The following is a 13,388-nucleotide window of genomic DNA, read 5'->3' as shown; positions in this document are numbered from 1 at the left end:
CGCCCCGTGCCGCATGACGACGACGCTCAGCCGGCTCGCGGCCGGGGTCGATAACGTGACCGCGTGCAAAGACCAGCAGACTTCGTCGGCTCCCCAGGCGCCTACTCGTTGTTGCTGTGGGGCACCGCGTTGATCATCGCAGCGCTGTTCGGTCTGGTCGCGGTGCTCATGGTCATCCGGGACAAGCCGCATCTCCGCGGTCGGGCCTGGTGGATCTTCGGCGGCGCCTGCGCGATCGCCGTCATCACATTCGTGAGCGTGGAATCGTTCCGCGTCGCCACGGCGACGCAATCGGAGATGACCGCGCAGTTGAAATTCCCCGTCGATTATCACGACCGCGACGGGGGAGAGACGGCGGCGGCGTTCACGCTGAATGCGGACGGCACGGCGGAGCTCCGCGGGGTGATGCTCGGGACGGGAGAGCGGGCTGCCGACGGCGACCGCCGGTGCCTTGCGGGAGACGTCACCCCGGTCGTGGGCGAGGCGCGCTGGTGGACGACCGACTCGGGGTGGGTGGTCCTCGAGGCGGATGAGCGGCGCACCCGCTTCGTGCAGGATGATCCGCTCCTCATGGCCGAGGGGTGGGGGAAGGTCTACGTCCTGACGCCGTGCACAGTCGAGTACACGGCGACTTTCGTCACCCCCGACCTGCGCTGATCGGCTCCCGACGCTCACCGCTCCCGACGGATGCCGGTTCGGCCAGCATCCGCCTCTGATGGGCGGCGTACTCGCCGCCCCACCGCGTGAGGGAGTCGACCAGGGGTCCGGCGCCGCGCCCGAGGTCGCTCAACCGGTACTCGACCTTCGGGGGCACCTGCCGGTAGACCTCGCGGGTGATCAGGCCGTCGTCCTCGAGCTCGCGCAGCTGCCGGGTGAGCACGCGGGGCGTCGGCTCGAGCAGGAGCCGACGCAGCTCGCCGAAGCGGAGCACGTCGTGTTCACCGAGGAGCGAGAGGATGCTGGGCTTCCAGGCGCCGCCGAGGACGGCGATCGACACCTCCGCATCGCAGGCATCGCCCCACTCGCGAACGATCCGCTCTGTCTTCTCTCTCATCGGCTCGCCTCTCGCTGGCCTTGGTATCCGATCCGTCACTATGTAACCGGAATGACAGTACTTGATCCCTGAGTACCATCACATCAGACTGAGACCGTGCCGTCCAGTACCCCCATAGCCACCTCCCGCGCCCTTCGCCACCCCTGGCTCGCGATGATCCCGCTGCAACTCGGGATCCTCATCGGCGCCCTCGCGATCAGCAGCGTCTCCACCGCTCTGCCGGCGATCCGCGGCGACCTCGCTCTCACCGACAGCGGCTCGCTCTGGCTCGTCGACATCTACGCGCTGTCGCTCGCGGCCACCCTCATCCTCGCGGCGCGCATCGGCGACGCATTCGGTCGCAAGCGCATCGTGCTGATCGGCCTCGCCGGATTCGCGATCCTGAACGTGGTGGGAGGCCTCGCCGACGACGGGCTGGTGCTGATCGTGATCCGGGCTCTGCTCGGCGTCGCGGAAGCGTTCGTCGTCGCGGGCGTCGTCGCCACGATCGGCGCCCACTACCAGGCCCGCGAGCGGGTGCTCGCGTACGGGCTCTGGACGGCGACGTTCGGAGCGGGAAGTGCTCTCGGTCCGGTGCTCGGCGGCATCGTGACCGAAGGGCCGGGATGGCGCTGGCTGCTCCTCGGCAGCGTTCCGCTGGCGATCATCGCGGGCGTGCTCGCGATCTGGCTGGTCCCCGACTCCCGCAGCTCGCGCCCGGCGTCGTGGGACATCCGGAGCATCCTGTCGTCGATCGTCGCCCTCGGGGCGCTGGTCTTCGCCCTGCATGAGGTGCTCGCCGCTCCCGTGCCCGCGGCCGTGGCCGGCGTGATCGCCGTCGTGACCCTCATCTACTTCATCCGCCGGCAGCGGGTGCTGCGGGATCCGCTCATCGACATGCGACTCTTCGGTGTGCCCGGCTTCAGCCCGGCCATCATCCGCATCATCGCGAGCAGTGGCGTGGCATCGGCATCCGTCGTGCTCGTCAGTCTCCACCTGCAGGATGTGCGCGGTCAGAGCGCGGCCGAGGCGGGGATCGCGATCCTTCCGCAGGCCGTGGCGATCGCGCTCGGGGGCGTGCTCGCTCCCGTGTTCCTGCGGATGCTGAGCGCGAACGTGCTGACGGTGCTCGCGCTGACCGTGCAGGGGGTGGGGCTTGCCTGGCTCGCGTTCGACCCCGACTTGGTGGCGCTCCCGCTCCTGCTGGTCGGCTTGGGCTTCGGGATCGGCGCGACGCTCGCCGCGACGGCGCTGTTCGACGTCACGACGGAAGACGATGCCGGCCAGGTGGGCGCCATCCAGGAGGTGGGCTTCTCGCTCGGTGGCGGACTCGGGATCGCCGTGCTCGGAACGGTCTCCTCGATCCTCGCGGCGAGCGGATTCACGGTCGCGCTGCTCATCGCCGCGGTCGCTGTCGCGGCCGCGGCGATTCTGCCGCTGGTCAACGCGAAGCGGGTGGCATCGTGAGTACCGTGCGCCCGACCGCGCACTGGATCCACGCGCATCCGCAGTCGAGCTCGTTCAACGCACGGCTCTTCCGGGAGGGCACGCGTGCCCTCGAGCGCGACTACGACGTGGTGACCACCGATCTCTACGCGCAGGGGTTCGACCCGGTGCTGTCGGCGAAGGATCTCGGCGAGCCCCTCGGTCGCGCCGGCAATATCGTGGAGCTCATGGGCGAGGCGCAGGCCGCAGGCCAGCTTCCCGAAGACGTGCTCGAGGAACAGCGCAAGGTCGCCGCGGCCGAGCTTCTCGTGTTCCACTTCCCGCTGTGGTGGTACGGGGTGCCCGCCATCCTCAAGGGGTGGTTCGATCGCGTGCTCACGAACGGGTTCGCATACGGCACGGTCGATCCCGAGAGTGGGATGCCGCTGCGCTACGGCGCCGGTCCGCTCGCCGGTCGCCGGGCGCTGATCATCGTCACCGCCGGGGAGGACGACCGATCGATCGGCGAACGTGGCATCAGCGGAGACATCGACTCGCTGCTCTTCCCGGTGACGCACGGCACGCTCTGGTACACCGGGATCGAACCGCTCGACCTGCACGTCGTGCACGATGCCGACGGTTTCGACGCGGCAGACGTCGATCGCGAGGTCTATCGCCTCGGTCGGCGGCTCGCCGGCATCCGCACCGAGACGCAGGATCGGCCCTACCGCCGCCTTCAGGACGGCGACTATCACGGCACGAGGGCTCTGCGCTCCGACATCTTCGCCGGCCGCACTGATCTCGGCATCCATCGGGTGGGAGGCGACGTCGCGCGCTGAGGGGTCAGCTGTCTTCGTGACGGGCGGTGCGCAGCGGCGAGAAAAGCACGACGAATGCGGCGACCACGAAGATCACCACGGCCACCGCGATGGTGACGCGGTAGCCGAAGGCGGTGGCGAGTCCGCCCGCGACCAGGGCCCCGATCAGGAACATGACCCGGTTGACCGTGCGGATGGAGGCGTTCAGCCGTCCCTGCATGGCGTCGGGGGCGACCGCTTGCCGGTAGCCCATCTCGTTCGGGTCTTCGAGGCCCATGCCCAGGCCGAACAGGAACTGCCCGATGCCGAGCGGGATCGCGATGATCGCGAGATTGTCGGATGCCGGCAGCACGAGTATCGCGAGCCAGGCGAGCGCTGAGAGCGCGCGCCCGGCGAGCACCGCACCACCGACTCCGAAGCGCCTCCCGGCCATCGGTGCGAGCACGGCGCCGAGGAATCCGCCGACTCCGCCCATCGCGAGGACGAGACCGAAAAGCAGCGCTCCGAGGTCGAGCTCGCGGAGTGCGTAGGGGACGAAAGCCGTGAGCGCGATGCTGTTGCCGAGGAACCACACGTTCACCGACGCGGCCATGGGGGCGAGGGTGCGGTGCGAGTACGTCCAGCGCACTCCCTCGACGATGTCGTGGCCGAGGTGGCGCCCGTCGGTGCGGCGTTCGGCCTTGGGCTCCTCGACCCGGATGCGGCTCAGCATCACGGCGCTCACGAGATAGGCGACCGCGTCGACGAGGATCGCGATCGGCGCTCCGAGCCAGCTGACGATCGCGCCGCCGAGGGCCGGCCCGGTGGTCTGCGCGACGGTCCCTGCCTGACCGAGGCGGGCGTTGGCGGCGACCAGCTGATTGCGCGGTACGAGCCGGGGCAACATCGGCTGCGCGGCGGAGTCGGCGATGAGGGTGAGCGCGCCGAAGAGCAGGAACAGCCCACCGAACGACCACACGGTCAGGGTGTCGGTGACCCACAGCACCGGGATCATGCCGAGCACGAGGGCGCGCCCGATGCTCGCGAGGACCATCGCCGGCTTGCGGCGCCACCGGTCCATCAGGGCCCCGACGATCAGGCCGAACAGCAGGTACGGCACCACGTTCGCGGCGTTCAGCAGTCCGATCTCGAGGGGCGTGGCATTCAGCGTCTTGACGATCAGCACCTGGAAGGCGAGGGCGCTCACCGCCCCGGTGAAGGCGCCGAGCGTCGACGATGACCAGAACAGAGCGAAAGCGGGGAGGCGGAGGACCTCGCCCGGTCTGTCGGTCATCGGATGCCCCTTTCGTGCCGCCAGCCTACGGCCGCACGTGACGGGGGTACGGAATCCGGGAAACGGAGATGGGCTGATTCCGGCGCGGCGTGTCCTGCTGCGGCGCGCCGACGAGCGGATCGACGGTCTCCGTTTTCCGCCGCCCTCCGTGCCAGAGTGTTCGACGGAGGTGCGACATGGGCGAAGCAGTGCTGTGGGGTGCCGTTGCCGCATCCCCGTTGTTCGTCGGCGCCGTGCTCGCCATCCTGCGGGCCTGGCCGCCGCGCTGGCTCGGCATCGTCCTCGGCTTCGGCGCGGGAGCGCTCATGGCGTCGATCGCCTTCGAGCTCTGGGAAGAGGGCCTGAAGCGGGGCGGCGTCCTGCCGCTCGTCGCCGGTGTCGCCGCCGGGGCACTGAGCTACTACATCGCCGCACGCATCCTCGATGCCAGGGCCGCGAAGAAGAAGAAGGAAGCAGCGGGCGGCGGTCAGCTGGCGGTCGGCGCCCTGCTCGACGGCATCCCGGAGCAGCTCGTGCTCGGCATCGGACTCGCGTCCGGGGAGCCGGTGAGCATCGCACTCGTCGTCGCGATCCTCGTCTCGAACCTGCCGGAATCGATCGGTTCCGCCGCCGATCTGCTCAAGGGCGGCATGAGTCGTTCGCGCGTGTTGCTGCTGTGGGCCGGAGTCGCTGTCGTCTGCGCGCTCGCCACCGTGGCGGGATTCGGGCTGGCGACGGTCACCGGCGACGTCTTCCGCACCGCGGCCAACGGCTTCGCCGCCGGCGCCCTCCTCGTGATGCTCGTCGACTCCATGATCCCCGAGGCCCAGTCGAAGGCGAAGGAGCTGACGGGACTGGCGACCGTGCTCGGCTTCGCGCTCGCCGCAGGTCTGGCGCTGTCGTCCTGACGCTGTCCGTCTCCCGCTCCCGTCGGTTGCCGCTCCCGTCGGCTGCGGCTCTCGTCGGCTGCGGCTCCCGTCGCGAAAATACATCGAAACAGCCGTCGGATGCCTGACATATCGCGACCGAAGCAGGGGAGCGGGGGAGCGAGGGAGCGAGGGAGCGGGGGCGGCCGGGCCCGGCGAGCGCCCCCGCCACCTGGCGGCGCGCGAGGCCCGGATCGGGCCCGGCTGGCGGGTTACCCTCGGGGAAGACCTGAAGGATGCTGGCGGGACACCGCCGCACGGGCGGCGAGAACGAAGGAGTTCTGATGACTGACACCCTGGCCCGCCCGCCGTTCGACCCCGAGCTCGAGGCCGCTCTGGCCCTGGTCGCCGACCAGCTCCCGACGACGCTCACCGCCGAGATGATCCCCCTGCTGCGCCAGTCACCGGTCGGCGGGGAGGATGAGATCTTCGTCCTCCTGGACGAGCGCGGCTTCACCCGCCGCGACGTGACGATCGCCGGGCACGAGGGCGACGAGATCGTGGTCTCGGTCATCGAGAAAGAGGGCCGCACCGGCACCGGCCCCGGCTTCTTCCACACGCATGGCGGCGGCATGATCATCGGCAACCGCTGGCTCGGCGTCGCCGGGTTCCTCGACTGGGCGGAGCGCTTCAACGGGGTGATCGTGACCGTCGAGTACCGGCTCGCACCCGAGTTCCCCGATCCGTTCCCCGTCGAGGACTGCTACGCGGCGCTGCTGTGGACCGCCGAGCACGCGGGCGACCTCGGCATCGACCTCTCCCGGCTCCTGATCGGCGGCGGCAGTGCCGGAGGCGGGCTCGCTGCCGGCACCGCCCTGCTGGCCCGTGACCGCCGGGGTCCGGCGCTCATCGGACAGCTGCTCATCTATCCGATGCTCGACGACCGCGACGAGAGCGTGTCGACGAAGCAGATCGACGGGATCGGCGTCTGGGACCGCGGTTCCAACATCACGGGCTGGACCGCCTTGCTCGGCGAACGCAAGGGCGGCGCCGACGTCTCGATCTACGCGGCCCCCGCGCGGGCGACCGATCTCAGCGACCTGCCGCCGGCATTCATCGACTGCGGCAGCGCCGAGGTGTTCCGTGATGAGGACGTCGCCTATGCCACACGCCTCTGGGAGGCCGGGGTCCAGGCGGAGCTGCACGTGTGGGCCGGCGGATTCCACGGCTTCGACATGTTCGCGCCGCACTCGGCCGTCGCGCAGGCCATGCTCGCCGCCCGCGACAACTGGATCAACCGCCTGCTCGCCTGAGGTCACCGCCGGGCCGCGCTCGCGGCCCGGCGTAGGGTGGAACCCCCGTGCGATGGAGCCCGACATGCAAGATCTGCTGGGGCGGCTCACCGCCCTCGACCCGGATGCCAGCGAGACGCTCAAGGTCGTCACCTACTTCGACGCGCTGGTCGCGCGCGCGGTCGGTGTGGAGAGCATGCTGCGCGGCGCGGCAGTGCTCAGCGGCGCGACCGTCGGGCACCGGGACGGGACGCAGATCGTGCGGGTGCGGGCCGATGGCGTGCGCACCGCCGCGGAGGATCCGGGTACCGCCTGGACGCTGCGGGAGAGCGGACCGGATGCCGTCGCCTGGATCGAACGCGAGGGCGAGGCCCACACGAACGACGCGATGATCCTCGAACGGCTCGCTCTCGCGCTCGGCATCATCCGCGCGCGCCGGTCGGTCGGGCCGGAGAGCGCCGTCGAGCTCGCGATCAGCTCCTACGCGAGTCCGGATGAGCGGGCCGCCGCGCTCGCCCGACTGCGGCTGCCCGTCGGTGCCGTGCGGGTCATCGCCTCGCCGCCGGACCCGGCGCCCCTGGCGCAGCATCCGTCCGCCGTCGTGACCACGCGTCACGGCCTGACGAGGGCGACCATCCTGTCCGCCACGGCGGAACCGCAGGAGGCGTGGGCGGATGCCGAGAGTCTTCGTCTCGGCGTCGGCACGGTGGTCGCCGGAGACCGCCTCCCGGCATCGTGGTCGGCGGCGATCATCGCCGTGCGCCTCACGACGCCCGCAGAGACCATGGTCGATGCAGCTGACCTCGGCGCGGCGTTGCTTGTCGCCGAGACCGCCGACGCGGGTCCGCTGCACCCGGATGCTGAGGCCCTCGCTGTTCTCGATCACCGCAGCCTCGAACTGCTCGATGCCGTCGTCGATGAACAGAGCGTGCGGGCCGCCGCCATCCGACTCGGCCGGCACCACTCGAGCGTGCAGGATCGCCTGACCGCCCTCATCGACAGCCTCGGCTACGACCCGCGCACCTCCCGAGGGCAGACCCGCTACTCCCTCGCGCGGATGCTGCTGCGCCTCGCCGGCTGAACCCCTGCCTTTCGAATCGCTTGAATGGGGGTGATCCGGCCTCTGAAGGCACCAGTTGCGCGATTCGAAGGCGGGGGTCAGCCGAAGGCGGACTGATCAGTCGAAGCCGGGGTACTCCTCGAGCTTCTTCTCGAACTCGGCGCGGTCGGCCTCACTCAGCACGCCGCTGGCGATCACGAAGAGCTGCAGCCCCTCCAGAGGTTCGCCGCTGCGGGCCTGCTGTGCCTCCCGCGCGGTGCGGAACCCGCCGTCGGGGTCGTGCGACAGGTCGTGGATGTTGGCGTAGAACCGCAGCGGATCGGGATAGTTCTCGGTGTAGTACTCCCAGGTGTCCTGCGTGCGCGGATCGTCACTGCCGTACAGCTTCGAGATCACTGTCGGATCCATGCCCGAGACCGACGGATCGTTGAACGCGTACAGATCCCACAGCCCGTGGTCCAGGACGACCTCGTCGATCGCGGCCATGACCTCGAGCTTGCGGCTGTAGTCCTGGATCGGCTCCTTCGTCGCCCACCCCTTCGACGTGTACTCGACGAGCATCGACTCCCCGCCGTAGCCGTTGCGCTCCGGACGCAGATCCTCCTCGCCGACCTCGACCCAGGTGTACCCGAACTCCTCGGTCAGTCGGGCGCGGATGTCGGCGAACAGCTCCTCGGCCTGAGCGCGCACCTCCTCCAGCGACTGCTGGCTCAGCGTCTGCTGCGGATCGGTGCCCTTGATTGCCGGATAGGCCTCCTCGTGCTTCTGCTCGTCGGTCTTGACACCCTCGTAGTTGCCCGACGCCGACGTCTGCAGGGCGCTCATGCCGCCCACGGTCGCGACGTTGAACAGGACCGCGACGATGAGCGCGATCGCGCCCAGCATCCGTCCGCGCGCCGAGAACAGCGCAGCGATGGTCACGGCGACGACCACGAGCTGCAGCGCCAGCATCGTCACGCCGTAGAGGATGTCGGTACCGCCGGCGAGGAGGGTGACGAGCAGGATCACCGCGAAGAGGACGGATGCCGAGAGCGAGATCCACCCGAGCGCGTTCGCCGGCTTCTTCTCGGCATCCGTCGTCGCCGTCGCGAGACCGGCGGGCGGCTGCGGCATCCCGTACTGCGGCTGCCCGTAAGGCGGCGCTCCCTGAGGTGGCTGGACGGGACCCGCCGGACCCTGCTGGCGGCGCGCACCGCGGTAACCTCCGGGAGGCGGCACGGGAGGTGCACCCTCGGCGCCGGCGAGGTATCGCGCCCGCTGCTTCTCGTGATCCATCACCATGGCTTGTCCGTTCCCGTGCCGCCCGGCTCGTCGCCCTGCTGCTGGTCGCGCTCCTGCGTGCCCTGCTCCAGCTTGTCCTGCAGGTCTTCGAGCTTGTCGTCCGACGGCTGCGGCTCCTCCTCCTCGGGCTGCTCCTCCTCCGGCTGGGGCTCCTGCTCCTGCTCCTGCTGCTTCTGCTTCAAGCGCTCCTCGGTGCCATCCAGCGAGTCCGACATGTCGCGCTCCGGATCGGACGACTGCTCCTGAGCCTCCTCGCTGTTGCACTCCTCCGGCGTCTCGACCGTGATCGTGAGCGCCTCTCCGTAGAGCTCGGCCGCCGTCGCGCCGTCGCCGTCGGCGCGGGCCGCGTCGCCCATCCGCTCCACCACCAGGGCGAGATTGATCCGCACGCCGCAGACCTCCAGGCCGGTCGCGAGCTCGAGGGCCTCTTCGAGCTTCGCCCGCGCCTCGGGCAGCTGCTCGGCCGCGCCCAGGGCGGTACCGACGTTGAACGGCGCCTTGTACGGCTCGAACCAGTTCAGGAACTCCTGTCCGCGGGCCGAGGCCTCCGAGCCCGCGAAGTCGTCGACCACGTAGGCGCTGATCGCCTGATGCGCGAACGCGTACATGCTGAGCAGCTTGCCGACGAAGAACAGTGCGACGAGCGTGAGCGGCAGGGTGCCGATCGCCACCCAACGGCGGATGCTGCGCCGGCGACGATTCGATCGCAGCAGGGCCGCGGCGGCGTCATCGTGTGACGTCATGACGCACCTCCTTCGCGGGTCGTCGTGGGGGCGCCCTTCGTCTCGCTGCGCTCGCTCAGGGACCGGGGTGGTTCGCTGCGCTCGCTCAGGGACCGGGGTGGTTCGCTGCGCTCGCTCAGGGACCGGGGTGGTTCGGGGCGCTCGCTCAGGGACCGGGGCGCAGCGGAGCGGGGCGCGGGCGCGCGCAGCTGGCGCAGCCGCGCGATCAGCATGGTGGCGCGGGTCAGCTCGAAGCCGAGGAGCACGAGGATGACCAGGGCGGCGATCCAGTACAGCTCGGTGACGTTGCCGACCTCGCCGGACTCGGCGTAGTTGGTGGTGGTCGACGGCGCCTCGGGCAGCGTCGGCGCGGCATCCGCCGTCCGATGCTCGTACTCGACGCCCAGCTGGCCGGCGAGCGTCTCGAGGTTCTGCTCGTCGATCACCGACAGAGCGTCCTCGCCCTCGTATTCGATGTAGTCACCGGACTCGGCCCCTGCGCCCGACGAGGGGTCGACGGCGCCGGTGTTGATCCGCATCGGTCCGCCCTCTGCGGTGCCGTAGCCGAACACGGCGCCGGCGTCGGTGTACTTCGCGCTCGAGGTGAACGGCTCCGGCTCGGAATCGACCGTCTGCTCGCCGTCGCCGAAGTAGAACACCATCCGGGAGCGGTCGGGCGAGGAATCCGCGGCCGCCGCGAGCGTGTCTGACACCAGGGGTGCCGCGATGCCGATCGAGCTGCCGCGGGACTGGCTCGTCACTTCGGGGCGCAGCACGTCGAGCGAACCCAGCAGGGCCGTGGTGTCGGTGGTGAGCGGCATCCGCAGTTCGGCGGCGGCATCCGAGGTGATCAGGGCGAACCGTGCTCCCGGGTACTCCTGCACGAGAGCGCGCACGTCCTCGCGGACGCCGTCGAGGCGAGGCTGTCCGTCGGCCCAGTCCTCGGCCACGATGCTCGCCGTGGTGTCGACGACCAGCACGATGTCGGTGTCGGTGGCGAGCGTCTGGGTGGCACCGCCGGGGAGCCCTGGACGCAGCAGCATGACGAAGCAGGCGAGCACCATCACCAGGCGCAGCGCCCACAGGGAGCGGTGACGAGCGGTCGCGCGGGACCGAGTTCGAGACGCTTCGACAGGCTCAGCGACCCATTTCTGCGGGGTCCCTGAGCTTGTCGAAGGGCCGCCCCCGCGCACGAGCGCCCAGATGACGACGGCCGCCACGGGCGCGAAGAGCAGCACGAGCAGCAGCGGATGGAGAACGGGCTGGAAGATCACAGTCGCACCCTCCACAGCACCAGGACGAACGACAGCAGCGCGATCGACAGCACCACGATCCACAGGTTCGGGGTGTCGGTCCAGACCACTTGTGCCTCGCCGCGCAGCTCGGTCGCCTCCTGCTCCTGCACCTGCGTCACGATGTCGGCGACGGTGGTCGTGTCGCGCAGGCCGTAGGCGGCGCCGCCGGTCGTCTCGGCCGCGGCGGAGAGCTCGGCGCTGACCTCGGCGTCCTTGCCCTGCACCGGGTTCAGCGCGAAGACCCGCACGCCCTTCGACTTCGCGTACCCTGCTGCTTCCTCGAGCGTGACGATCGAGGCGCCGTTGATCTCGTTGTCGGTGGCGAAGATGACCGACCGCGAGCGCTCGTCGTCGGGCCGGTCGAAGCCCATCGTGCAGGCCGCGAGTCCGTCGCCGATCAGCGATGCGCCCTCGCCGTTGAGCGTGCCGACCCAGTGCTCGGGGATCTCGTCGACGTAGTCGAAGCTCTCCTTGATGCTCGCGAGGTGCTCGCGGATGAAGTCGTAGTCGTCGGTCAACGGGAAGATCTGCACGGGCGAGCTGTTGAAGATGGTGAGCCCGATGCGCTCGCCCTCGAAGTCCTCCAGCAGCTCTTCGAACACGCTCAACACCTCGACGTCGACCTCGGTCATCGACCCCGAGACGTCGAGGCAGAGCATGATGTCGCGACTGGTGTTCACCGGCTGGATCGTCTGCGACGACATCGGCCGGGCGGCCACCACACCGGCGGCGACCGTGGTCAGCACGCCCAACACGAGGATGCCGGAGAGCGCGAGCACCCGGCGCAGCAGCGCCTGGCGGAAGGTCGGCAGGGTGCGCAGCCGTTCGGCCCGCGCGACGCGAGCTCGGTCGCCTGCGCCATCGAGGCCGCGACGGCGCAGGCCCAGCGCGAGGCCGATCCCGATTGCGATCACCGCGATGCCGAGGGCCACGAGGATCATCCAGAAGTTCGCTAGTGCCATGTGCGCACCACCGTTCGCGCGGCCTCGGCGCCCGCGACGGGATCGATCGCGGGTCCCTGGCGGAAGATGCTCGGGTAGTAGTGGCGCCCCATCGCATCGATCAGTGCGGGGTGCACGCCGCGGGCCTTGAGGTCGTCGAGTGCCAGCACCGGCGCTTCCAGACCGCTGTACTCGTTCACGAACGCGCGGACGACGCGGCTCAGCTCGAGGTTCGCGTTGCGGGCGGAGAGCTTGCGTTCCCGGTAATCGGTCTCGACCATCTGGATGCGGTCGAGGTACTCGGTGCGCAGCTGGGACAGCACGTCGACGAAGAGCGGGCTCTGTTCCGGCGTCTGGCCGGCAACGGAGAGGCTGCGCCGGGGACGCGTGAGCACGATCAGCAGCCAGGCGCCGAGCACCAACAGGGCGAGGATGCCGATGGCGAGCAGCATCCATCCCCAGCCGTACTGCGCCGGCGGGTAGAGCTCGTCAGATCCCGGCATGAGACCTCCGGTTGAGCAGCTGCAGCAGCTGCGAGACCGCGTCGTCCTGGCCCTCGAGCACGGCGTGACTGATCTCCATGCGCTTCAGGGTCTCGGCGAGGTGCGCGGCATCCGCCTCGGTCTGCGCCACCAGTTCTCGGACGATGCCGAGGTCTCCCTGCACGAAGTCGGGGACATCCCACCGGCTGTCGACGTCGCTACGGATGGTGCGCGTCGAGTGGTCGAGCACCGGGTCGGCATCGCGCACGGTGAGCCAGAGCACGTCGTGCTGCACGCGCAGGCGGCGCAGCATCCGCTCCGTCTCGTCGGTGATCGGCGCCTCGTCGGTGATCACGACCACGATCATGCGCCGCGAGATCGTGCGGGTGACGTAGGTGAGCAGGGCGTCGCGGTCGCTGGGAGTCGTGCTCTCGCCGATGGCCCTGTCGATGGTGCGCAGGGCGTGCTCGAGGGCGCCCTCGCTGCGTCCGGGGGCGCGGCGCCGCACGCGCTCGGCGTCGCCGTAGACCATGGTGAAGTCATCGCCGTGACGCAGTGCGAGCACGCCGAGCACGCCGGCGGCGAGGATCGCGAGGTCCTTCTTCGACTTCTCATCGTGCGCCAGCGCGGTCATCGACCGGCCGGTGTCGACCACGAACATGATCGTGTGCATGCGCATCGCCCGGTGGCGTTTGACCAGCGGTGCACCCAGCCGGGCAGTCGCGCGCCAGTCGATGTCGCGCACCTGATCGCCGTACTCGTACTTGCGCAGGTCCTCGAAGTCGAGGCTGCGCCCGTGCAGCAACGACGCGTAGGCGCCGTCGAGCGCATGCAGCGACTTGCGCGACGAGTGGATGAAGAGCTTGCTCTTCACCTGCGTGATCAGGCTGGGCATTCTTTGGGTCCCTGAGCTCGTCGAAG

The 13,388-nt window shown here is 69.9% G+C and carries 14 protein-coding genes; 6 read left to right on the top strand and 8 right to left on the bottom strand.

Annotated features, from left to right (window positions below):
- Positions 1-63: 63 nt before the first annotated feature.
- Entirely contained in the window at positions 64-657 is a 594-nt protein-coding gene (locus QFZ21_RS12145; protein ID WP_307378177.1) for a hypothetical protein, read from the top strand.
- Here the strand turns inward: QFZ21_RS12145 and QFZ21_RS12140 are convergent.
- Positions 638-1,054, bottom strand: a complete 417-nt coding sequence (locus tag QFZ21_RS12140; protein WP_307378176.1) for a helix-turn-helix domain-containing protein — start codon at positions 1,052-1,054, stop codon at positions 638-640. The genes QFZ21_RS12145 and QFZ21_RS12140 overlap by 20 nt on opposite strands.
- Positions 1,055-1,150: 96 nt before the next feature.
- On the opposite strand from QFZ21_RS12140, the gene QFZ21_RS12135 reads away from it, so the two are divergent.
- Both QFZ21_RS12135 and QFZ21_RS12130 read left to right on the top strand, forming a co-directional pair.
- Positions 1,151-2,500 (top strand): MFS transporter, encoded by a 1,350-nt coding sequence (locus tag QFZ21_RS12135; protein WP_307378175.1) that lies wholly within the window; start codon positions 1,151-1,153, stop codon positions 2,498-2,500.
- Positions 2,497-3,297 carry an NAD(P)H-dependent oxidoreductase gene (locus QFZ21_RS12130; protein WP_307378174.1) on the top strand — a complete coding sequence of 267 codons (801 nt, stop codon included), beginning with the start codon at positions 2,497-2,499 and terminating at the stop codon, positions 3,295-3,297. Before QFZ21_RS12135 ends, QFZ21_RS12130 begins: the two co-directional genes overlap by 4 nt.
- 4 nt (positions 3,298-3,301) lie before the next feature.
- Here the strand turns inward: QFZ21_RS12130 and QFZ21_RS12125 are convergent, their stop codons facing one another.
- Entirely contained in the window at positions 3,302-4,549 is a 1,248-nt protein-coding gene (locus tag QFZ21_RS12125; protein ID WP_307378173.1) for an MFS transporter, read from the bottom strand.
- A 176-nt stretch (positions 4,550-4,725) separates the two neighbouring features.
- On the opposite strand from QFZ21_RS12125, the gene QFZ21_RS12120 reads away from it, so the two are divergent.
- From QFZ21_RS12120 to QFZ21_RS12110, 3 genes are all read left to right on the top strand, one after another.
- The gene (locus tag QFZ21_RS12120; protein WP_307378172.1) at positions 4,726-5,436 is read left to right on the top strand and encodes a ZIP family metal transporter; all 711 of its coding nucleotides are present in this window, start codon (positions 4,726-4,728) and stop codon (positions 5,434-5,436) included.
- Between the two features lie 302 nt (positions 5,437-5,738).
- The gene (locus QFZ21_RS12115) at positions 5,739-6,707 is read left to right on the top strand and encodes an alpha/beta hydrolase (protein WP_307378171.1); all 969 of its coding nucleotides are present in this window, start codon (positions 5,739-5,741) and stop codon (positions 6,705-6,707) included.
- Positions 6,708-6,771: 64 nt separating this feature from the next.
- The gene (locus tag QFZ21_RS12110) at positions 6,772-7,767 is read left to right on the top strand and encodes a LysR family transcriptional regulator (protein WP_307378170.1); all 996 of its coding nucleotides are present in this window, start codon (positions 6,772-6,774) and stop codon (positions 7,765-7,767) included.
- 96 nt (positions 7,768-7,863) lie between these two features.
- Here the strand turns inward: QFZ21_RS12110 and QFZ21_RS12105 are convergent, their stop codons facing one another.
- From QFZ21_RS12105 to QFZ21_RS12080, 6 genes are read right to left on the bottom strand one after another with little or no spacing between them, the layout of a single operon-like run.
- On the bottom strand, positions 7,864-9,027 hold the full coding sequence (locus QFZ21_RS12105) for a proline-rich domain-containing protein (RefSeq protein ID WP_307378169.1): 1,164 nt from the start codon (positions 9,025-9,027) through the stop codon (positions 7,864-7,866).
- The gene (locus tag QFZ21_RS12100) at positions 9,021-9,770 is read right to left on the bottom strand and encodes a hypothetical protein (protein WP_307378167.1); all 750 of its coding nucleotides are present in this window, start codon (positions 9,768-9,770) and stop codon (positions 9,021-9,023) included. The genes QFZ21_RS12105 and QFZ21_RS12100 overlap by 7 nt, the downstream gene beginning before the upstream one ends.
- Entirely contained in the window at positions 9,767-11,023 is a 1,257-nt protein-coding gene (locus tag QFZ21_RS12095) for a VWA domain-containing protein (protein WP_307378165.1), read from the bottom strand. Before QFZ21_RS12095 ends, QFZ21_RS12100 begins: the two co-directional genes overlap by 4 nt.
- A complete protein-coding gene (locus QFZ21_RS12090) occupies positions 11,020-12,006 on the bottom strand; it encodes a VWA domain-containing protein (RefSeq protein WP_307378163.1) in 987 nt (328 codons plus the stop codon). The genes QFZ21_RS12095 and QFZ21_RS12090 overlap by 4 nt, the downstream gene beginning before the upstream one ends.
- Positions 11,997-12,488 (bottom strand): hypothetical protein, encoded by a 492-nt coding sequence (locus QFZ21_RS12085; RefSeq protein WP_307378162.1) that lies wholly within the window; start codon positions 12,486-12,488, stop codon positions 11,997-11,999. The genes QFZ21_RS12090 and QFZ21_RS12085 overlap by 10 nt, the downstream gene beginning before the upstream one ends.
- Entirely contained in the window at positions 12,475-13,362 is an 888-nt protein-coding gene (locus tag QFZ21_RS12080; RefSeq protein ID WP_307378161.1) for a DUF58 domain-containing protein, read from the bottom strand. Before QFZ21_RS12080 ends, QFZ21_RS12085 begins: the two co-directional genes overlap by 14 nt.
- Positions 13,363-13,388 lie beyond the last annotated feature (26 nt).

The sequence above is a fragment of the Microbacterium sp. W4I20 genome, from assembly GCF_030816505.1.
Taxonomy (GTDB): Bacteria; Actinomycetota; Actinomycetes; order Actinomycetales; family Microbacteriaceae; genus Microbacterium.
The sequence above is the reverse complement of the archived record's forward strand: the minus strand, read 5'-3'. Positions and strand labels throughout refer to the sequence as shown.

Excerpts from the sequence above, each read along its gene's own strand:
- QFZ21_RS12140 (WP_307378176.1), bottom strand. The coding sequence starts at position 1,054 with ATGAGAGAGAAGACAGAGCGGATCGTTCGCGAGTGGGGCGATGCCTGC.
- QFZ21_RS12125 (WP_307378173.1), bottom strand. The coding sequence starts at position 4,549 with ATGACCGACAGACCGGGCGAGGTCCTCCGCCTCCCCGCTTTCGCTCTG.
- QFZ21_RS12120 (WP_307378172.1), top strand. The coding sequence starts at position 4,726 with ATGGGCGAAGCAGTGCTGTGGGGTGCCGTTGCCGCATCCCCGTTGTTC.
- QFZ21_RS12115 (WP_307378171.1), top strand. The coding sequence starts at position 5,739 with ATGACTGACACCCTGGCCCGCCCGCCGTTCGACCCCGAGCTCGAGGCC.
- QFZ21_RS12110 (WP_307378170.1), top strand. The coding sequence starts at position 6,772 with ATGCAAGATCTGCTGGGGCGGCTCACCGCCCTCGACCCGGATGCCAGC.
- QFZ21_RS12105 (WP_307378169.1), bottom strand. The coding sequence starts at position 9,027 with ATGGTGATGGATCACGAGAAGCAGCGGGCGCGATACCTCGCCGGCGCC.
- QFZ21_RS12100 (WP_307378167.1), bottom strand. The coding sequence starts at position 9,770 with ATGACGTCACACGATGACGCCGCCGCGGCCCTGCTGCGATCGAATCGT.
- QFZ21_RS12090 (WP_307378163.1), bottom strand. The coding sequence starts at position 12,006 with ATGGCACTAGCGAACTTCTGGATGATCCTCGTGGCCCTCGGCATCGCG.
- QFZ21_RS12085 (WP_307378162.1), bottom strand. The coding sequence starts at position 12,488 with ATGCCGGGATCTGACGAGCTCTACCCGCCGGCGCAGTACGGCTGGGGA.
- QFZ21_RS12080 (WP_307378161.1), bottom strand. The coding sequence starts at position 13,362 with ATGCCCAGCCTGATCACGCAGGTGAAGAGCAAGCTCTTCATCCACTCG.